This is a genomic window from Rhodococcus sp. IEGM 27 (assembly GCF_033142305.1).
GTDB classification, from domain to species: Bacteria; Actinomycetota; Actinomycetes; order Mycobacteriales; family Mycobacteriaceae; genus Rhodococcus_F; species Rhodococcus_F oxybenzonivorans.
In genome coordinates, this window is record NZ_JAWLSG010000002.1 from 419,741 (window position 1) to 439,707 (window position 19,967).

Here is a 19,967-nt window from a genome sequence, read left to right on the forward strand (position 1 = left end):
CATATCTCCGTACCCGTCCCTTTTGTCGAATGTCACAACTTGCTGTGGGGTTGGTGACGATTAGCAGACAATTTGCGCGATCCGTTGATTCGGTTACGACTTTTGTACTCCCTTCGGCTACTGTCTGGCGGCCCCAGTCGTTAAATGCACGTACGACGAGGGCGGACAGAAGAGACGAAGTGAGGCGCACATCATGTCCCCGGGAGCTGGATCCGGGCACGTGGGCGGCCGCTGCGACGTTGTGCAGCCGCTGGTGTGATCTGCGCCGAGGCGGTTTTCGTGTGGACGATCGACCGACTTTCGTTCGACGGGCCCCGCGAGGCCGGGATACATGAAAGAAGATGAGGGGAAGACGACATGGCAACTGACTACGACGCACCGCGGCGAACGGAGTCCGACGAGGTTTCGGAGGATTCGCTGGAGGAGCTCAAGGCGCGACGCAACGAGGCTCAGTCGGCTGTTGTCGACGTAGACGAATCCGACACCGCGGAATCGTTCGAACTTCCGGGCGCCGACCTGTCCGGCGAGGAACTCTCGGTGCGGGTCATCCCCAAGCAGGCCGACGAGTTCACCTGTTCGAGCTGCTTCCTCGTGCACCACCGCAGCCGCCTCGCCACCGATGCAGGTGGAGTGCTCGTGTGCAGGGACTGCGCAGCCTGAGGTACGAGCGCATGCGACGGACGGTGGAATACCACCGTCCGTTTTATGTGCCGGGGGACTGATCCGGCCGTTGTGTCTGCGGAGCGAACCGTGCCGGTACCGCCGGTACAGGACCCGGTTCAGTGTCCCTCGGGGCGCACACGATCGAGAGCGGCCAGCAATTCGGCCGGCCGTCGGGTGCTGATCAACCAGTACGGAGTCGGATCCTCGGGATCGTCCAGGACGATCAGCACCATCGTCTTCACCCACACCCGGTGCTGCACGAAGGCGGCCGGGTCGAGCTGCCGTCCTAGTGCTGCGCTCTTCGCGGTGGCCGGAACCTCGGCAACCCGCGCGATGACATCGACCGGCAGGTGAGCCTGTCCGACTCGGAGGTGGACGCCGTCCGCCTCGTCGACGAGTTCGACTCTCGTTCTGCTGAGCCAGACCATTCCCCATATCGGGAGGGGAAGTAGCAGGACATAGGGCAACCAGGCACGAAGGCCGGGCGCACCCATGTGTACCTCTGCAGCCAGCAGTCCGGCGACGAAGAGGCCCGCGATCCACCACCAGACGGGTACCCAGAGGCGTTCCGAGTACAGCGTCGGCGAGGTGTGGTCGGTGGGCGCGGCTTCGGGCCTGGACGTTTCTGACACGCCACCAGGATAGTCGCTGCCTACGAGTAGGCTCGGTGCACGTGAGCGACCTACCTCCCGGCCTTCCTCTCGCAGGAACTGCAGCCCTTCCCCCCGTTGGCCTCCAGCGGTTGGATCCAGCCATTCCGGTACCGCGACGCGCGCACGACGGCGACGCCGGTGTCGACCTGTGCAGCACTTCCGATCTCACCCTCGAACCGGGTCAGCGCGCCCTCGTCGGTACCGGAATCGCGATCGCGCTGCCCTTGGGCACCGTCGGGCTGATTCACCCCCGGTCCGGTCTGGCCGCGAAGTCGGGACTGTCGGTGGTCAACACGCCCGGCACCATCGACGCCGGGTACCGCGGCGAGATCAAGGTCTGCCTGATCAACCACGATCGTGAGACACCGATCGAGATCCGCCGCGGCGACCGCATCGCCCAGCTGCTGGTGCAGCGTGTGGAGTTGGTGTCCTTCGTCGAGGTGGAGTCGCTCGACGACACCACCCGCGGCACCGACGGACACGGGTCGAGCGGAGGCCATGCCAGCCTCGTCGGCAACGCCAGAGAAGGAGCGTGATCATGTTCGGACGCCGCAAGAAGAACGAATCCGAGGAGGACCGTCCCGGCTTCTTCGACGACGCCGACGCGGCAATCCCCGCTGACGACTACGAGGATGCCGAGGGTGACTACGACGCGATCGGCGATGTGGACGGCGGCCCCTACGACGCCGACGACCTCGAATCGGACGCCGACCTCACGGTGGGCGAGGTGGGGACCCGGCTCGATCTCGGGTCGGTGCTCGTCCCGATGCCTCAGGGCGCTCAGTTGCAGGTCGAGATGGCGCCCGACGGTTCTCCGCAGGCTGTTCATCTGGTCACCCAGCTCGGACGGATCACGGTCGCGGCGTACGCCGCACCCAAGTCGCCCGGCCAGTGGCGGGAAGTGGCCGGCGACCTCGCCGAGTCCCTGAGGGGTGACAACGCCACCGTCAGCATCGAGAACGGGCCGTGGGGACGTGAGGTCTTCGCCGTGACGCCCAACGCAGACCTTCGCTTCATCGGAGTGGACGGTTACCGGTGGATGGTGCGGTGCGTCGTCGCCGGTCCCAGTGGCGGAAACACCGCCGACTCCGACCTCGTCGCCACAGCCCGGGCCATCTTGCGGGACACCGTGGTCAAGCGGGGAACCGAACCGCACCCAGTCCGGACCCCGCTCCCGGTCGTCCTGCCGCAGGCTCTCGCCCAGCAGCTCGCGGCGGCCCACCAGCAGCAGCTGGCTCAGCAGCAAGCCGCCGCCCAGCCTGCTTCTCAGCAATCCGGTGCGCAGCCCGCAACGGCTCCCGCGCAACCCCAGGACGGGCAGCCGGCACCGGCTCCGCCCCAACAACGGCGCGGCGAATCCGGCTCCGCGATGCAGCAGCTGGGCCGCTGACGCACTCAGGGCCGGCGCAGCACCGAGTCCAGCCCGCGCAGGCTCGCGTATCCGAGTACGGCCGGGTCCACGCCGATGTCGTCGAGTGACACGGTCACCAGGCCCGCGTGCGGTAGCAGAGCGGCCCACGTCCGGGCCACCTCGATCGGGTGAACGGCGTCGTCGGTGGCCGCGGCGATCCCTACCGGCACGTCGATCCGTTCCAAATCGTCCTCGGCGGGACCGTGGTACCGCGACGCCTCGTCCAGGGCAGCCGGAAGATGCGGCCACTGCGACCGCCACGACTTCGCCAGTTCGCGGCCGAGCCAGGGCGGACTGGATGCGACCATCTCGGCGGTCACCTGTTCGAGGCCGTCCGCGCGTAGTCGGGCCGCCGTGAATCGTGCGCTCGCAGCCGCTGGCGCATCCTCGGCCGTTCCGGTCCAGGCTGGGAGAGCCGCCAGCACACCTGCCGCGTGTTCGTGGTGGGTCGCGGCCCACTGCAGCGCAACCGCGGCGCCGATGGAGACTCCACCGACCAGAATCGGTTCACCGGCCGCGGCGGCGGTGTTCAGTGCGTCCACGTAGCTTCCGACGACTCTCCGGGGGTCCGGGTCGACGGCCAGTGTGCGAACTCCGCGCCGGGCAAGAGGCTCGGTGAAGGCCCGTGCGACGAAGTCCGCGTCGGATCCCGTTCCTGGCAGGACCACGGCCGTGCGTGGCCGGAATGTCGAAGGCATGAGGTGATCTTGCCTGGTCCGTCACGATGCCACTGCGGTCGTGTGGTTGCCGCGAAGCATTGGGTCTACAGTGGCGATTACACAGCCCTACGAGCGGCGCGAAGATCTCGCGCCGCACATGCTCCAGGAGCGCGCAATGGCACCCGCCACGGCAGGATATTTTCGTCGGCTCACCCGCAGGCTCACCGAAGACCTCGATCAGCTGGACGCCGAGGAAATGGCCGAGACGTCTCAGGCGTCCGGCGCGCAGCGGGCCTGCGACTGCAGCCGCGGCGAGGAAGTAACTATGCTGGGCCGGCTCCGCAGCGTCGAGGCGTGTCCCAAGTCCGGCAACGCCAGCATCGAAGCGGAGTTCTTCGACGGCACCGAACAGGTCAAGCTGGTCTGGATCGGGCGACGCCGAATTCCGGGGATCGAACCCGGCAAAACCCTGTTGGTCCGGGGTCGTGTCGGTGATCGCGACGGCCAGAAGGTGATCTTCAACCCGTATTACGAGTTGCGGGGCGAATCGTAGGTCCCGGTTCGTGTGGCACTCTCGTCGAGTGACCGAAACGAAGCAGCAGTCCGTTCTCGAGCAGCTCGGCGGGTTCAGCGGACTGATCTATTCCACCCTGCCCATTCTCGTCTTCGTGCCGGTCAACGGAGTATGGGGTCTTGGTCCGGCGATCTGGGCCGCCCTGGGTGTTGCCGCGTCGATCCTCGTCTGGCGCATCATTCGCCGCAGTCCCGTCCAACCGGCCATCTCCGGCTTCTTCGGGGTCGGAATTTCTGCCTTCATCGCCTATCGCACCGGTGATGCGAAGGGCTACTTCCTCTTCGGGATCTACACCAGCCTCGCGTACGCTGCGGTGTTTCTCGGCTCGATCCTCGTGCGCTGGCCGATCGTCGGCATCATCTGGGGGTTCCTGAACGGCCACGGGAATCTGTGGCGTCGCCACCGGGGCGCCGTGCGGGCCTATGACGTGGCGACCGGGGCGTGGGCGCTGGTCTTCGGTGCCCGGTACCTCGTGCAGTCACAGTTGTACGATTCCGACCAGACCGGTTGGCTCGCCGTCGCCCGCATAGCGATGGGGTGGCCGCTCGCCGGATTGGCGCTGCTGGTGACCATCTGGGCCGTGCGGCGCGCCGATCGGATCGTCGAGCCGCGACCCACGGAGGCGGCCGAGCCCACCGATCATCCGGAGGGCGCGGTCATGCCGACCGACGACACGGAGGCGGGTGGACCCCGCGAGGATCCACGGTCGTCGTAGGCGGTCGCCCCGACCGCCTCATCCGCTTCTCCGCGAGCCTACGAGAGGCCGACAGCGGTCCGCAGAGCGTCTTCGACGTCGACTCCGGCGACGAAGAGAAGTTCGTCGCCGCCCTCGAGCGGGTCGTCCGGCTGCGGCACGATCACTCGACCACCGCGAAGAATGGTGACCAGCGCTGCGTCACGCGGCAACTGGAGCTTGCGCACGGCTTTGCCTGCAAGTGGGGTGTTGTCGGGCAGCGTGACCTCGACCAGGTTGGCCTGCCCTTGACGGAGGGTCATGAGGCGAACCAGGTCGCCGACCGACACCGCCTCCTCGACGAGTGACGCCAGCATGCGTGGCGTCGACACCGCCACGTCGACGCCCCACGACTCGTCGAACAGCCATTCGTTGCGGGGGTCGTTGACCCGGGCGACGACGCGGCGAACCCCGAACTCGGTTTTGGCGAGGAGACTGAGGACGAGATTCGCCTTGTCGTCGCCGGTGGCAGCGATCACCACTTCGTACGTTTCCAGGGTGGCGGCCTCGAGGCTGCTCAGTTCACAGGCGTCGGCGTGAACCCAGGTGGCCTCGGGTACGGACTCCTGCTCGATGTGTTCGAGCTTGCGCTCGATCAGCATGACGTCGTGTTCGCTGCGCACCAATTCCCGCGCGATGGAGCGTCCTACGGCACCCGCGCCTGCGATTGCGACTCTCATCGGCTGCTTCCGTTCGGGTGTTCGATCGTGAAATTTCTCACTGGCACTCAGTTCTCCGAGGGTGGGGGATTGCCCGCGAGAGCGACGGCTTCGGCGACGGTTCCGGACACTGCCGCGATATACACCTGATCGTCAGCCTGGAAGATCGTCTTGCGGTCGGGGAGGATGCCCGTTCCGAAACGGATGATGAAGGCCACCCGTGACGAGGTGGCGGCCTCGAGTTCGGCGATCGGCCTGCCAATCCAGTCCTCGTGGAGCGACAACTCGGTGACGGCAACGGTTCCCGAGGGGTCACGCCATTTGGCCGTCTGGCTGTCACGAGTCAGGGTGTGCAGGAAACGATCCGTCGACCACGGGACCGTCGCCACGGTGGGGATTCCGAGCCGCTCGTAGACCGCGGCGCGCTTCGCGTCGTAGATCCGGGCGACTACGCGCTCGACTCCGAACGTCTCCCGCGCCACACGTGCCGAGATGATGTTGGAGTTGTCGCCGGAAGACACGGCCGCGAAGGCCTCGGCCCGTTCGATACCGGACTTCACCAGTACGTCGCGGTCGAAGCCCATCCCGACGACCGTGCGTCCGGGAAAGTCGGGATCGAGTCGCAGAAATGCGGCCGGATCGCGGTCGATGACCGCGACGTCATGTCCGATGCGGGTCAGCGATCCGGCGAGGGACGAGCCGACTCGGCCGCATCCCATGATGACCACATACACCTGTTACTCCGTTCATGGACTTGTGGTGTCACGTCCCGAGCACGTGCATACCGAATCGAACCGTACAGTGCCCAGGCGAAAGAGCAACCGAGACACAGATCGCAATCCGGACACTTCGGTGGGCGACGGTCCAGTTTCTTCGCCGACGGCTTACGCTTTGCCAGTGTCAAAGCTCTCGACCGCCACCAAGCGGCTACTGCTCGGCAGACCCTTCCGGAGCGACAAGCTCGGGCACACGCTGCTTCCCAAAAGAATCGCACTACCGGTCTTCGCGTCCGACGCGATGTCCTCGGTCGCGTACGCGCCTGAGGAAATCTTCCTGGTGCTGTCGGTGGCAGGCATCTCCGCGTACGCGTACACGCCGTGGATCGGACTTGCCGTGGCCGCCGTGATGGCGGTGGTGGTGGCGAGCTATCGGCAGAACGTGCACGCCTATCCGTCGGGCGGCGGCGACTACGAGGTCGCCACGGTCAATCTGGGTCCCACTGCCGGCCTCACCGTGGGCAGCGCGCTGCTGGTCGACTACGTGCTGACCGTCGCGGTGTCAATCTCATCGGCAGCGTCCAACATCGGCTCGGCCGTGCCGTTCGTGGCTCAGCACAAGGTTCTCTTCGCCGTGGCGGCCATCGTCCTGCTCACCGCGATCAACCTTCGCGGCATCCGCGAATCAGGTACCACGTTCGCGATTCCGACGTATGCGTTCATCTTCGGCATGGTGCTGATGCTGTCCTGGGGGCTGTTCCGGATCTACGTTCTCGGCGAAGACCTACAGGCGGAATCTGCGGGGTTCGAACTCGCGGCAGAGGACTCCCACCTGTACGGCGTCGCCTTCGCCTTCCTCATCGCGCGCGCGTTCTCCTCGGGGTGCGCGGCGCTCACCGGTGTGGAGGCCATCAGCAACGGTGTTCCCGCGTTCCGTAAACCGAAGTCCCGGAACGCCGCCACGACGCTGCTCCTGCTGGGCACGATCGCGATCGTCCTCCTGATGGGCATCATCATCCTGGCGCAGAAGATCGGAATCGTCTACGCACACAATCCCGCTGCACAGTTGATCGGCGCGCCGACCGGCTACGAGCAGAAGACGCTCATCGCTCAGGTGGCCGAGACGGTCTTCGGTGGATTTCCCATCGGCTTCTACTTCATTGCCATCGTCACGGCGCTCATCCTCGTGCTGGCGGCCAACACGGCATTCAACGGGTTCCCGGTCCTGGGTTCCATCCTGGCGCAGGACAGGTATCTGCCGCGGCAGCTCCACACCCGTGGTGACCGGCTCGCCTTCAGCAACGGCATCCTGTTCCTCTCCGGTGCGGCCATTGCCTTCGTCGTCCTCTTCGACGCCGAGGTGACCAAGCTGATCCAGCTCTACATCGTCGGGGTGTTCGTCTCGTTCGTCCTGAGCCAGACCGGGATGATCCGGCACTGGACCCGGCATCTCGCCTCGGAGACCGATCCGCGGCAACGCCGTCGGATGCAGCGTTCGCGGGTGATCAACTCGATCGGTCTCACCATGACCGGCGCGGTCCTGATCATCGTGTTGATCACCAAGTTCGCGGCCGGGGCATGGATCGCCATCGTCGCCATGGTGGCCATCTTCGTGGTGATGAAGATGATCCGGAAGCATTACGACAGTGTCACTGCCGAGCTCGAGGAGCAGGAATGGGACGGTGTGCTGCCAAGCAGGACCCACTCGATCGTCCTGGTGTCCAAGCTTCACATGCCGACCATGCGAGCACTCGCGTACGCCCGGGCCACTCGCCCCGACACCCTCGAGGCGATCACTGTCAACGTCGACGAACCGGATACGCGGGCGCTGGTGCGGCAGTGGGAGAAGAGCGACATCGCGGTGCCCCTGAAGGTCATCGAATCGCCCTACCGTGAAATCACCAAACCGGTCCTCGACTACGTGCGGCGGGTCCGCAAGGATGCTCCGCGTGACGTCGTCACTGTGTTCATTCCCGAGTATGTCGTCGGGCACTGGTGGGAGCAGATCCTGCACAACCAGAGCGCGCTGAGACTGAAGAGCAGGCTGTTGTTCCAACCAGGTGTGATGGTGACCAGCGTTCCCTGGCAGCTGAACTCGTCGGAGAAGGCGAAGACGCTCGGCGTCGAGTACACCGCCGGCGCCACCCGGCGCGGGTACGACCCCGAAGAGAAGTGACGAATGGCAGTGTTGGACGGATGGCAGTGTTGGACGGATGGCAGCGTTGACTGAGAACTGGACCGGCCGGCGCCTCGAGCTGACCCTCGGCAATCCTGGGCACGGTGGATTCGTCGTCGCACGGCACGAGGGGCGGGTGGTGTTCGTGCGTCATGGCCTGCCCGGGGAGCGGGTCATCGCGATCGTCACCGAAGATCGCGGCGGATCGTTTTGCCGCGCGGAGGCCGTCGACATTCTCGAGGGATCGCCCGAGCGGATTGCACCCATCTGCCCGATATCGGGACCGGGAGGCGCCGGATGCTGTGACATGTCTCATGCCCGCCTCGCCTTCCAGCGACAGATGAAGTCGCAGATCGTGGCCGAGCAGCTGCTGCGGCTCGCGCGGGTGGACCGGAACGTGGACGTGGAGGAACTGCCCGGCACCGGTGACGGAACCGGCTGGCGCACCCGTGTGCGGTTGGCTGTCGATGGCAACGGGCTGCCGGGATATCACCGGTATCGAAGTTCGGGCATCGTTACCGACCTCGAGTGCCCGCAAATCGAGAGTGCTGCGTATGACGGCATCGCCGAGCACGAGTGGACGCCGGGCAGTGAGGTGCAGATCGTTCTCGACGGTGCCGGAGAGCGCCACGTTGTCGAGATCGCGCCCCCGAAGGTGTCGAAGACGGGACGCACGAGTCCCGGTCGACGGGGTGCCGCAGCGCGACGGGCGGCTGTCGCGGCGCCGCGAATCGAGCGGCTGTTCGAGGGGTCTGGGCGCCCGCGGGAAGGGGTACACCACCGAGAATGGACGCTGGCTGCCACCGGTTTCTGGCAGGCGCATCGTGGAGCGGCGCAGACGTATTCGACCGTGGTAGCGGAGTGGGCCGGTGTGACCGCGAGTGATACGGCGTGGGACCTCTACGGAGGGGTGGGTGTGTTCGCGGCAGCACTGGCAGGCGCGGGGCTCGTGGAGTCGGTGGAGTCCTCGAAGCAGGCTGTCGCCGACGGAAGAGCAGCACTGGCGGATCTACCGCAGGTCCGTTTCCATCCGGAGCGGGTCGAACGTGCGCTGTCCGAACTCGCGAGGCCGCCCCGGGTGGTGGTGCTCGACCCGCCGCGCACCGGCGCGGGGCGAGACGTGATCGCGGCGGTGTCGTCGGCAGGTGCCGAACGCATCGTGCACGTCGGATGTGATCCGGCGTCCTTCGCCCGGGACGTCGGTCTCTACCTCGGTGAGGGCTACCGGCTCGATACCGTCCGGGCCTTCGATGCATTCCCGTTGACTCACCACGTGGAGTGCATCGCCCTGCTCACGCGGTGACCGGACTGCAGCGGCGTGCCGCACCCCGACCTCCGTATAGTTCTCCCTGCAACAGCGGGACTAGGACGGGGATCGGATGTCGGTACAGCCAGATACAGCGCGGGCACTCGCCGATGCGGTACTCGCACTGGGGCGCTCCCTGCGTGCAGTCGTCTTCACGAGCGGTGAGACGGTGATCGCGCCCGCTCTGACGAGCGTGTTGTTCGTGCTGTCCACCCGTGGTGAGTGCCGGCAGAACGAGCTCGCCGCCGACCTGTGCGTCAGTCAGTCGTCCCTGAGCCGGCAGATCGCCGAACTCGTCGATGCGGGATACGTCCTGCGCACGGCTGACCCGCACGACAAACGCGCGTCGCGTATCCAAGTGTCGCCCAAGGGATTCGACGTCCTCCGCGAGACAACCGAACGTCGCGCGGAACGGCTGCGAGCCATGTTGGACGGCTGGTCCCAGGAGCAGGCATCGGCCGCGGTGACGTCGCTGCTGCAACTCAACGAGACGTTTACCGCGTCTGTGCAACAGCGAAACGGTCGCGTGCAGAGTGCTGCGCCGCCTCAGCGCCCGGTCCGGACCGAGAAGGACTAGACACCCGCTTCCGGCCGGTGCCGGGCACTAGGACTTCCGGTTGTAGAGGCGCATCGTCAGGGGTCCGAAGATGACAATGAAACCGGCGCACCAGCCGAAGACCACGACGAGGTCAGCCGACTGCACCGATCCGGCCATCAGTCCGCGAATGGCCGTCACCAGCTTGCTGATCGGATTGACCCCCACGAACGCTTGGAGCCATCCGGGCATCGTGGCGGGATCGACGAAGATGTTGCTGGCGAATGTCAGCGGGAACAGGATGAACATCGACACCCCCATCACCGCCTGCTCGGTTCGCATGAGCATCGCGAACATCGTCCAGATCCAGGACAGGCTGAAGGAAAACAGCAACAGCAGTCCGATCGACGCCGCGACTCCGACGATCCCGCCATCCGGTCGGAAACCCAGGATCAGACCGAGGATCAGGACGATGATCGAGGCGATCGTGTAGCGCACCACGTCACCGAGCAGGGCGCCGACGAGGGGCGACGGACGCCAGATCGGAAGCGAACGGAAGCGGTCGAAGACACCCTTCTCGATGTCCTTGTTCAGCGTCAGGCCGGTGTACATGGTGATCATGACGACGGTTTGAACGAGGATGCCGGGCAGCAGGAACTGGACGTAGGCGTCGGTCGATCCGGCGAGTGCCCCACCGAATAGGTACGTGAACATCAACGTGAACATGACCGGGAACATGGTGACGTCGAAGAGTTGTTCGGGAACGTGCTTGATCTTCAGCAATGCACGCCACCCGAACGACAGGGAGGTCGACCACGCAGTGGGACGCGAAGGGCGCGGTCCGGGCATCTTCAGGACGTCGGCGACCGCCTTCGTGGTGTCGGTGGTCCGGTCGGCGGTGGAGGTCATGACGCAGGCTCCTCGGTGGGTCGGCCGGTCAGGGAAAGGAATACTTCGTCGAGGCTCGGCTGCCCCAATGCAAATGTGCTGACGGCGATTCCGGCGTCGTGGAGGGCGGGGAGTGCCTGCGCGACCCTTCGCGGATCGTCGATGCGGGCAGTCAGCGCCACGGGGTCGTTCTCCTCGGTCACTGGGACACCGAGTACGTCACGGAGCAACCTCGCTGCGGCCGGCCGGGTGTCCGCATCGCTGACGCGCACATGCAGAGCCCCGGATCCGACGGACGCCTTGAGTTCGCCGGTGGTGCCCTCCGCGATCACCTTGCCGTGATCGATCACGGCCACCCGGTCGGCCAACTGGTCTGCCTCGTCGAGGTACTGCGTGGTCAGCAGCACTGTCGTCCCGCCGGCCACGAGGGCGCGCACGATGTCCCAGACTTGGTTGCGGCTGCGGGGATCGAGTCCGGTGGTGGGTTCGTCGAGGAAGATCATCTCGGGTGTGACGATGATGCTCGCGGCGATGTCGAGCTTGCGACGCATCCCGCCCGAGTAGTTCTTCACCTGTCGATTTCCGGCCTCCTCGAGCCCGAACGCCGCGAGCAGCCGCTCGCATCGCGATCGCGCTGCCGCGCGCGAGTAACCGAAGAGGCGGCCGAGCAGCAGGAGGTTTTCGGTCCCCGTCAGATCCTCGTCGAGCGAGGCGAATTGACCCGTCAGCGATACCTTGCCGCGGACGGCGTCCGGTTCGGTGGCGACGTCGTGTCCGAGTACAGTGGCCGATCCGCCGTCGAGGGGCAGCAGCGTGGCGAGCATGCGGATCGCGGTGGTCTTGCCGGCACCGTTGGGACCCAGGACGCCGTAGACGCCGCCGAGGGGTACGCAGAGGTCGAGTCCGTCGACGGCGCGGGTGGAACCGAAAGTCTTGACGAGTCCCGTCGTCTCGATGGCCAGCTTCGTGGCTGTCAGCATTGCGCCCTGCCTTCGCGTTCGAATGTCGTCGAATCCCGAGACCCCGAGCCTGTCCGATTTTCCCGATTCCGGCAAGCGGATTTCGGTATGCCGCTCAGCTGCCGTTCCCTTGCCTCAACAGCGACCGCAGCATGAGGTCGAGCTGTTCGTAGGCGCCCGACGCCAGTCGCTCGAGCAGCGCGACTTTCAGTGCGGGTTCCTTCGACGCCATGTCGGCGTACCGCTCGGGAGTCAGCACCGCGACGGTCACCGCGGTGTCGGCCCGGACGTCGTTGAGGAAGCGGGAATCGAGCATCATCGGCATCTCACCGAAACTCATCCCGGCTGACAACGTGATGATGCGGTACGTCGACCCCGACTGATCGGTGATCGTGGTGCTCACCTTCCCCGAGAGAATGAGGAAGAGCCCGGAGGCGGAATCCCCTCGGTGAACGATGTGCTCGCCGCGGTCGAAGGTTCGGATCTCGAGGTCGCGGGTGAGCCGATCGAGCTGTTCGGGGTCGAGTGCGGACAGGACCGGATGTTCGCTGACAGCGAGGGAGGCCGGCTGGCGAGCCGACCGGCAGTGCCGATCGAGGAGAACGTCTTCACACCACTGCACGGCGGCGTCGAGGTCGGCGAATACCCGTCCGGTGTCTCCCGCGAGGTCCGAGCGGGAGTTGCCGAGCAATCCGCCGGGGTCGACGAACGCCACGGCGCACCCGCGCTGGGCGAGCGTGCCTCGCAGGGTGTCGATCATCCGGCAGGCCACCCCACTCACATCGTCGACTCGCCGGACGTCGACCACCACGACCTCGAGGTCCTCGTCGACCCCGCCGATCTCACGGACGGCGGTCTCCGCGCCGGCGAACAACAGATCGCCGTGCAGTTCGTATATGCGGCTGCGTTTGCCGACATCGTCGAGGGTGGCCCGCTCGACCGGAGTGCGCCGCATGCGCGACGGGGCATCCGACACGGAGTAGCGGGCGCGGATCGCGGCGCGTGCCGCCCGGGTGACGTGAAGGAAATGCAACTCGAGTTCGGCCGACAGCGCCCTGCATGCCTCGACTCCGCGGACGCTGTTGCCGTGGGCATCGAGCCTCGGCGAGTAGATGGCGATGCCGATCTGGCCCGGCAGAACCGCCACGATCCCGCCGCCGACGCCGCTCTTGGCGGGCAGGCCCACCTCGTAGAGCCACTTACCGGCGCCGTCGTACATGCCGCAAGTGGACATCACACTCAGCACCCGCTCGACCAGGACCGGCGCGAGCACCGTGTCGTGCGTGACGGGATTGACCCCGTTGTTGGCCATCGTCGCCGCCATCAGGCTCAGGTCCCGGCAGGTCACGTCGATCGAGCACTGCCGGAAGTAGAGGTCTACCGCCTCGTCGGGGTCGCCCGTGATGATGTCGAACGAGCGCAGCATGTGCCCGATGGCGCGGTTGCGGTGGCCCGTGTGCGACTCGGATGCGTACACCGCCTCGTTGAAGGTGAGCTCTCGCCCCGCATACCGTGAGTAGGCCTCGCGGATACGTTCGAATCGCGAGTCCACGTCGGGGCCGGCCACCAACGACGCAGCAGTGATCGCACCGGCGTTGATCATCGGATTGCGCGGCCGCTCGGTCGTCGGGTCGAGGCTGATCTCGTTGAAGGGTTCCCCCGACGGTTCGACGTCGATCTTCTCCGCGACGGCCTCCGCGCCTCGGTCGGCGAGCGCGAGGGCATAGGTGAACGGTTTCGAAATCGACTGGATGGTGAACGGCAGGCGCGTGTCGCCCACCTCGTACACGTATCCGTCGACCGTGGCGATGCAGATACCGAACGAGTCGGGGGCCACGGCCGCCAGCTCCGGAATGTAATCGGCCAGCTCGCCGCCGCGGTTGCTGGAGGTCTCGGAGAAGATCTTCCCGATCAACGCGTCGACGACGGTGCTCATGAGACGACCCTAGAGCCTGACGACGGCGAAGTCGGGGGTTCCGAGGGGTGCCCGTGTGGCCGCAGTCGTGTGAACCCGGTCACGGCCGGTCAAGCGCTGTCGAGGATGCGGGCGTGTTCGTAGGACGCCTGTGTGCACATGGTGTGTCGCCCGGTCCCGCGGCTCCGTAGACTGGGTGCACTGTGACGTGACACGAAGCCACGACGCAGAGGCACGTAATGCGGCGTGCATCACGGAGGGAGCGATCTCGTTGGGTGTTCTTGCCCGTATCCAGACGCCTGACGATCTGCGTCAGCTGAACCCCGCGGAGATGAAGCAACTCGCCGCGGAGATCCGTGAGTTCCTGGTCCAGAAGGTATCCGCGACCGGCGGCCACCTCGGACCGAACCTCGGTGTCGTCGAGCTGACGCTCGCGCTGCACCGCACGTTCGTCTCGCCCGCCGACCCGATCATCTTCGACACCGGTCACCAGGCGTACGTTCACAAGATCCTCACCGGTCGCAAGGGCGACTTCGAGTCGCTCCGCAAGCAGGGCGGACTGTCGGGGTACCCCTGCCGCGCCGAGAGTGAACACGATTGGGTCGAGTCCTCGCACGCCTCCGCATCCCTGTCCTATGCGGACGGTCTCGCGAAGGCATTCGAATTGACCGGCCAGGCCCGCCACGTGGTCGCCGTCGTCGGTGACGGCGCACTGACCGGCGGTATGTGCTGGGAAGCGCTCAACAACATCGCGGCAGGCAAGAGCCGATCGGTGATCATCGTCGTCAACGACAACGGCAGGTCGTACGCGCCGACGATCGGGGGTCTCGCCGATCACCTCGCCACCCTCCGTCTGCAGCCCGCGTATGAGCGGGTGCTCGACAACGGTCGCAGAATCGTCAAGAAGCTGCCGTGGGTGGGCCGAACCGCCTACTCCGTCCTGCACGGGATGAAAGCCGGTCTGAAGGACGCGGTCGCCCCGCAGGTCATGTTCACGGATCTGGGAATCAAGTACTTCGGTCCCGTCGACGGTCACGACGAAGCTGCCCTCGAGTCTGCGTTGCGCCGTGCCAAGGCGTTCGGGGGACCGGTGATCGTGCACGCCGTCACCCGCAAGGGAATGGGGTACGCACCCGCAGAGAATCACGTCGCCGACCAGATGCATTCGACCGGTGTGATCGACCCCCTGACCGGAAAGTCGACGGCGACGGCGTCCGCCGACTGGACCTCCGTGTTCTCGGCCGAGTTGATCGAGCAGGCCGGTCGCCGCGAGGACATCGTTGCGATCACTGCCGCGATGGCGGGTCCGACGGGTCTGGCAGCGTTCGGTGACGCCTATCCCGACCGGATGTTCGATGTCGGCATCGCCGAGCAGCACGCCGTCACCTCGGCGGCGGGGCTGGCACTCGGAGGCCTGCATCCCGTGGTCGCGGTGTATTCGACCTTCCTCAATCGTGCATTCGACCAGCTGTTGATGGATGTCGCCCTGCTGAAGTTGCCGGTCACCCTGGTGTTGGACCGCGCAGGGATTACGGGAAACGACGGGGCCAGCCACAACGGCATGTGGGACATGTCGCTGCTGGGCATCGTGCCCGGCATGAGGGTCGCGGCCCCGCGCGACGCCGCGACTCTGCGCGAAGAACTGGACGAGGCGCTGGCTGTCGATGACGGGCCCACGGCGGTGCGCTTCCCCAAGGGCACCGTCGGTGACGACGTGCCCGCTCTGAGCCGAATCGACGGTGTCGTCGACGTCCTGCGGGACTCCTCCGGCCGAAAGGATGTCCTGCTGGTGTCGATCGGGGCGTTCGCCGGACTCACTCTGGCCGCCGCCGATCGTCTCGAGCAGCAAGGCATTTCTGCGACGGTCGTCGACCCGCGTTGGGTCCTTCCGGTACCGGAATCACTGGTCAAGCTCGCCGAGGACTACAGCATGGTGGTCACGGTCGAGGACAGTGGCCTCCATGGAGGAATCGGTTCCACCGTGTCGGCGGCCCTGCGCTCTGCCGGCGTCGATGTCCCGTGCCGGGATCTGGGCGTTCCGCAACGGTTCCTCGACCACGCCTCCCGTACCCAGGTTCACGCCGAACTGGGGTTGACTGCGCAGGACGTCGCCCGCCAGATCACCGGCTGGGTGGCGAGTCTGGGGAACCAGCCCCCGTCTTCGGCCAACGGGGTGGTTGCGCACGAGAGCGCCGAACACATCGAGAACAGCGGCCGGCAGAGCTGACACACCCGTGAAGAACAGATCCTGCCGAATCGGAGCGATTCGGCCGGATCGGTAGGTAGACCACGTCAGGTCGTCATCTCCTCGAGTTCCATCCCCTTCGTCTCCCGGACCTTCGACCGGACGAAGAAGAACGACAGCAGCGCGAAGAACGCGAACAGGCCGTACAGGAACCACAGGCCCACCGAACGCGTCAGCGGCGGGAACGACAGCGTGACGGTGAAGTTGGCGATCCAGTTCGCCGCCGTGCTGATGCCGAGTGCGTAGGCGCGCATGTTGTTGGGGAACATTTCGCCGAGCATCACCCACATGACCGGGCCCCACGTGGCAGCGAAGAAGATCACGAACAGGTTGGCGCCGATCAGGGCGACCGCCCCCCACGGGCTGGGGAGCACGACGTCGTCGCCGCTGCCCGTCGCCTGGGAGAACGCGATTGCGGCCGTGAGCAGGCTCACGAACATGCCGAGCGAGCCGACCATGAGCAGGATGCGCCTGCCGATCCGGTCGACGAACAGGATGGCGACGAACGTCATGCCCACGTTGATCACCGCTGTGATGACCGAGGTGGTGAACGATTCGTTCTCGGTGAAGCCCACCGACTTCCAGAGGGTCGTCGAGTAGTAGAAGATCGCGTTGATACCCACGAACTGCTGGAAGATGGCCATGAAGATGCCGACCCAGACGATTGGCTGCAGCCCGAACTTCGGGCCGCGAATATCGTCGAACGACGCCGTCGATTCGTGGCGGAGGGTGAGCCGGATCTCGGAGACCCGCTCGTGCGGGTCCAGTTCACCCGTGATGTTCGCGAGGACGTCCGCCGCTTCCTGATCGAGGTGCTTGCCCACCAGATATCGCGGCGACTCGGGAATGAGCAGTGCGAGAAGGCCGTACACCAGCGCCGGCGCAACTCCGACGAGGAACATCCACCGCCACGCCTCGAGATTGAGCCAGAGCTCGTTCGACGCTCCACCGGCCGCGTTCTGCAACACGGCGTCCGACAGCAGCGCGGCGAAGATGCCGAGGGTGATCGCGAGCTGTTGGAGAGAGGCCAGGCCGCCCCGGTAGCGGGCCGGCGCGATCTCCGCGATGTAGGTCGGCGCAATGACGGACGCGATTCCGATTCCCAGGCCGCCGAGAATGCGCCACAGCATCAGGTCGGGGACGCTGAAAGCGAGTCCGGAGCCGATCGACGAGACGACGAACAACACCGAACCCAGCAGCATCACCTTCTTGCGGCCCCACCGGTCTGCGAGGCGGCCCGCAAACCACGCGCCCACAGCGCATCCGAGCAACGCGATTGCCACGGCGAAGCCGGTGAAGAACGAACTCAATTCGAAGTGCCCCTGGATGGAATCGACGGCTCCGTTGATGACTGAGCTGTCGAATCCGAACAGGAAACCCCCGACGGCTGCAGCGACCGTGACCCCGATGACCTTGGCGGTGTGTCTTTCGGATATCTGCGTCATCGCATACCTGCTTTCGGCGAGCGTGGCTGTGGGCCGGCTACGAAATTTCGTGTGGAATCACGCTACGCCCGCGTTGCCTGATCAGGCGGGACTTCACGCACCGGTCTTGTTCGCCGCCTCGCTCAATTGCGGCGTCAGCCTCTCGAGCGCCCAGGGAGTGGCCAGCACGCTGGTCTGGCTGAGTCCCGCGATCACCTTCGTATCCGACAATGTCACCGCGGTTCCCCGGCCGAGGGCGCCGAGATTCGCGTAGGCAGGGTTGGCCGCGACGGTGCTCTCGTCGGCGACGAACGCGACCACGACATCGGCGTCGATATCGGCGATGTTCTCCACCGAGATGTCTGCGAAGAACTTGTCCGGATTCGACTCGGCGAGCTTCGACACACCGGGTGCGACTGTGAATCCGAGCTCGGTGAGCACCTGCACGCGGGGGTCGGAGGGCATGTAGACGTTCACCGTGGCAGCGTCGGTATCGAAGTTCACCACCGACACCGTCTTTCCGGCGAACTCCGGATGTTCGGCAGCGGTCTGCGCGAGCCGGTCGTCGAGGCCGGTGACGAGAGCGTCCGCCTCCGCGGTCTTACCGAGCGCCTGACCGATCAGGGTGGTCTGGTCCTGCCAGCTGGTCTGCCACGGCTTGTCCGGGTAGGCGACGGTGGGGGCGAGTGCGGAAAGTTTTTCGTAGGTGCCCTGGTCGAATCCCTCGTAGGGTGCGAGGACGACATCGGGTGCCAGCGAGGCCACTTGCTCGACGGGAATGGTGGTGGCGGTGTCGAGGAGGGTGGTCCGGCTCGGGTCGTAGCGGTCCTGGAGCCAGGGCATCACTCCGTTCGCCTCGGCGCCGTAGGAGTACTTGGGCATGCCGACGGGGGACTCGCCGAGCGCGTAAACGACGTCCTGGGCGTTCCAGCCCAGGGTAACGATGCGCTCCGGGGCGGCGTCGATCGTGGTGGATCCGAAGGTGTTCTCGATCGTCACCGGGAAGCCGGCACCGCCGCCCTCCGCGCTCGTGCCGCCGTCGCCGGACGAGCAGGCGGCGACCAGCAGCGCGGTGCCGGCCACGGCGAGTGCGGCAGCGATCGGGCGTGGGGATGTGTACACGGCAACGACTCCTTCGACGAGCGAGTAAAAGGTAAGCCTAACCTAGATATCGGGCCGGGGCCGGGTTCTGCGCTCGACTTCGGATCACCGTGATTCGAACTCTGCTTCCGGTTCAGCGGTGGCGTAATGGGGCGCCGTATTCGCGTTTACGCAGGTGAGCGGGGCAGTCCACGGGACCCGACCGGCAGATTCGCGGCGGTCGCGCCGGGTGGTCCGCAGGCGCGACTTCCGGTGGTCGAACAGCAGTTAGCGTCTCTTGTCGTTCAGCACACTGCACAATCGACGGAGGAAACGCATGGCGCTCGCCGGGGATGATGCAGAGGCGGTGGTGGCTCCGACTGCCCTGCACGGCCAGCCCTCTGCGCGCAGATCTCGCGCCGACGAGGCTCGCCGATTCGCCGACCTCTTGCGGCAGCAGATCCACGCGGACTCTTTCGCCGACCGCGCACTGCCTCCGGAATCGGAGTTGGCGCACGAATTCGGGGTGTCTCGGAACGCGGTGCGGGACGGGCTCGCGCTCCTCAAGCAGGAGGGCCTGATCGACCGTGCGCCCCGGGTAGGCACTCACGTGACGCGGCGCAAGTACGACCACGGGCTCGACGCCCTGCTCGGACTGAGGGAGACCTTGAAGGAACACGGTGAGGTGCGCAACGACGTGCGCGTGGCCAGGGAGATCACGCCACCACCGGCCGTGGTGCGCCGATTACAGTTGGCGGCAGGGGAATCCGCGGTCTACATCGAACGTATCCGCTATCTCGGTGACCTCCCGCTCAGTCTCGACCTCACCTATCTGGTGCCCGACATCGGGCGGATCATCCTCGGCCGCGACCTCGAGTGCAACGACGTCTTCACGCTGATCGAGGAGGTCTGTGGGCAACCACTCGGTTCCGCGGATGTGGCGATCGAATCGGTGAATGCGGATGCGCACTCGGCGGCGAACCTACAGACCCCGGACGGGGCCGCGCTCCTGTTGCTCGAGCGTCTCACCCGACTCGTCGACGGACGTCCCGTCGACCTCGAGTACATCCGCATGCGCGGTGATCGAATCACCATGCGCAGCAACCTCATCCGTCGTCCCGAAATTTCGAACTGGGAGCTCACATGACACTTGTCAACGCCCGCGCCGACGTACCGGTCACCATCGACGAGTCACTGTGCATCGAGGGGTGCACGCTGTGCGTCGAAATCTGTCCTCTCGACTCGCTGGCCATCAACCCGGACAACGGCAAGGCCTTCATGCACGTCGACGAATGCTGGTACTGCGGCCCGTGCGCAGCCCGCTGTCCCACCGGCGCCGTCACCGTGAATATGCCGTACCTCCTCCGCTGA

The 19,967-nt window shown here is 65.9% G+C and carries 20 protein-coding genes; 11 read left to right on the forward strand and 9 right to left on the reverse strand.

All coding sequences use genetic code 11. The features are described 5' to 3' along the window. Positions 1–357 precede the first annotated feature (357 nt). Positions 358–660 carry a DUF4193 domain-containing protein gene (locus tag R4P95_RS08365; protein WP_109330657.1) on the forward strand — a complete coding sequence of 101 codons (303 nt, stop codon included), beginning with the start codon at positions 358–360 and terminating at the stop codon, positions 658–660. Positions 661–779: 119 nt separating this feature from the next. Here the strand turns inward: R4P95_RS08365 and R4P95_RS08370 are convergent, their stop codons facing one another. Beyond that, complete coding sequence (locus R4P95_RS08370) at positions 780–1,295, reverse strand: DUF3093 domain-containing protein (protein WP_213571774.1); 516 nt, start codon at positions 1,293–1,295, stop codon at positions 780–782. A 35-nt stretch (positions 1,296–1,330) separates the two neighbouring features. On the opposite strand from R4P95_RS08370, the gene dut reads away from it, so the two are divergent. After that, positions 1,331–1,852, forward strand: coding sequence for a dUTP diphosphatase (gene dut / locus R4P95_RS08375; RefSeq protein WP_317746585.1), 522 nt, complete (start codon positions 1,331–1,333; stop codon positions 1,850–1,852). Positions 1,853–1,854: 2 nt separating this feature from the next. Next, positions 1,855–2,706, forward strand: a complete 852-nt coding sequence (locus R4P95_RS08380; RefSeq protein WP_317746586.1) for a DUF3710 domain-containing protein — start codon at positions 1,855–1,857, stop codon at positions 2,704–2,706. Between the two features lie 5 nt (positions 2,707–2,711). On the opposite strand, the gene R4P95_RS08385 is transcribed toward R4P95_RS08380, so the two are convergent. Beyond that, positions 2,712–3,425 carry an alpha/beta hydrolase gene (locus R4P95_RS08385; protein ID WP_317746587.1) on the reverse strand — a complete coding sequence of 238 codons (714 nt, stop codon included), beginning with the start codon at positions 3,423–3,425 and terminating at the stop codon, positions 2,712–2,714. Between the two features lie 136 nt (positions 3,426–3,561). Here R4P95_RS08385 and R4P95_RS08390 point away from each other — a divergent pair, with 136 nt between their 5' ends. Then, entirely contained in the window at positions 3,562–3,939 is a 378-nt protein-coding gene (locus R4P95_RS08390; protein WP_109330649.1) for an OB-fold nucleic acid binding domain-containing protein, read from the forward strand. A gap of 28 nt (positions 3,940–3,967) precedes the next feature. Continuing rightward, positions 3,968–4,675: a DUF3159 domain-containing protein gene (locus R4P95_RS08395; RefSeq protein WP_213571778.1), complete on the forward strand. Its 708-nt coding sequence runs from the start codon at positions 3,968–3,970 to the stop codon at positions 4,673–4,675. Between the two features lie 38 nt (positions 4,676–4,713). Here the strand turns inward: R4P95_RS08395 and R4P95_RS08400 are convergent, their stop codons facing one another. Both R4P95_RS08400 and R4P95_RS08405 read right to left on the reverse strand, forming a co-directional pair. Beyond that, complete coding sequence (locus tag R4P95_RS08400) at positions 4,714–5,373, reverse strand: potassium channel family protein (RefSeq protein ID WP_109330645.1); 660 nt, start codon at positions 5,371–5,373, stop codon at positions 4,714–4,716. 47 nt (positions 5,374–5,420) lie between these two features. Further along, on the reverse strand, positions 5,421–6,086 hold the full coding sequence (locus R4P95_RS08405) for a potassium channel family protein (protein WP_109330643.1): 666 nt from the start codon (positions 6,084–6,086) through the stop codon (positions 5,421–5,423). A gap of 163 nt (positions 6,087–6,249) precedes the next feature. On the opposite strand from R4P95_RS08405, the gene R4P95_RS08410 reads away from it, so the two are divergent. The 3 genes from R4P95_RS08410 to R4P95_RS08420 all read left to right on the forward strand — a co-directional run bounded on the left by R4P95_RS08410 (position 6,250) and on the right by R4P95_RS08420 (position 10,127). Continuing rightward, positions 6,250–8,244, forward strand: a complete 1,995-nt coding sequence (locus tag R4P95_RS08410) for an APC family permease (RefSeq protein ID WP_213571779.1) — start codon at positions 6,250–6,252, stop codon at positions 8,242–8,244. 46 nt (positions 8,245–8,290) lie between these two features. Continuing rightward, positions 8,291–9,547: a class I SAM-dependent RNA methyltransferase gene (locus R4P95_RS08415; protein WP_317746628.1), complete on the forward strand. Its 1,257-nt coding sequence runs from the start codon at positions 8,291–8,293 to the stop codon at positions 9,545–9,547. Between the two features lie 76 nt (positions 9,548–9,623). Beyond that, positions 9,624–10,127, forward strand: a complete 504-nt coding sequence (locus tag R4P95_RS08420) for a MarR family winged helix-turn-helix transcriptional regulator (protein WP_208961401.1) — start codon at positions 9,624–9,626, stop codon at positions 10,125–10,127. A 27-nt stretch (positions 10,128–10,154) separates the two neighbouring features. Here R4P95_RS08420 and R4P95_RS08425 read toward each other — a convergent pair whose 3' ends face one another. From R4P95_RS08425 to glsA, 3 genes are all read right to left on the reverse strand, one after another. After that, on the reverse strand, positions 10,155–10,994 hold the full coding sequence (locus R4P95_RS08425; protein ID WP_317746588.1) for an ABC transporter permease: 840 nt from the start codon (positions 10,992–10,994) through the stop codon (positions 10,155–10,157). Further along, on the reverse strand, positions 10,991–11,953 hold the full coding sequence (locus R4P95_RS08430) for an ATP-binding cassette domain-containing protein (protein ID WP_317746589.1): 963 nt from the start codon (positions 11,951–11,953) through the stop codon (positions 10,991–10,993). Before R4P95_RS08430 ends, R4P95_RS08425 begins: the two co-directional genes overlap by 4 nt. A gap of 94 nt (positions 11,954–12,047) precedes the next feature. Next, positions 12,048–13,868 (reverse strand): glutaminase A, encoded by a 1,821-nt coding sequence (gene glsA, locus R4P95_RS08435; protein WP_317746590.1) that lies wholly within the window; start codon positions 13,866–13,868, stop codon positions 12,048–12,050. 250 nt (positions 13,869–14,118) lie between these two features. On the opposite strand from glsA, the gene dxs reads away from it, so the two are divergent. Further along, on the forward strand, positions 14,119–16,074 hold the full coding sequence (gene dxs, locus R4P95_RS08440) for a 1-deoxy-D-xylulose-5-phosphate synthase (protein WP_213577929.1): 1,956 nt from the start codon (positions 14,119–14,121) through the stop codon (positions 16,072–16,074). Positions 16,075–16,139: 65 nt separating this feature from the next. On the opposite strand, the gene R4P95_RS08445 is transcribed toward dxs, so the two are convergent. Both R4P95_RS08445 and R4P95_RS08450 read right to left on the reverse strand, forming a co-directional pair. Beyond that, positions 16,140–17,537 (reverse strand): sugar porter family MFS transporter, encoded by a 1,398-nt coding sequence (locus R4P95_RS08445; protein WP_213571783.1) that lies wholly within the window; start codon positions 17,535–17,537, stop codon positions 16,140–16,142. A gap of 93 nt (positions 17,538–17,630) precedes the next feature. Beyond that, positions 17,631–18,638: an iron-siderophore ABC transporter substrate-binding protein gene (locus R4P95_RS08450; protein WP_317746591.1), complete on the reverse strand. Its 1,008-nt coding sequence runs from the start codon at positions 18,636–18,638 to the stop codon at positions 17,631–17,633. A gap of 295 nt (positions 18,639–18,933) precedes the next feature. Here R4P95_RS08450 and R4P95_RS08455 point away from each other — a divergent pair, with 295 nt between their 5' ends. Together R4P95_RS08455 and R4P95_RS08460 are read left to right on the forward strand one after the other, a co-directional pair. After that, entirely contained in the window at positions 18,934–19,743 is an 810-nt protein-coding gene (locus R4P95_RS08455) for a GntR family transcriptional regulator (RefSeq protein WP_317746592.1), read from the forward strand. Next, a complete protein-coding gene (locus tag R4P95_RS08460) occupies positions 19,740–19,967 on the forward strand; it encodes a ferredoxin family protein (protein WP_109330625.1) in 228 nt (75 codons plus the stop codon). The genes R4P95_RS08455 and R4P95_RS08460 overlap by 4 nt, the downstream gene beginning before the upstream one ends.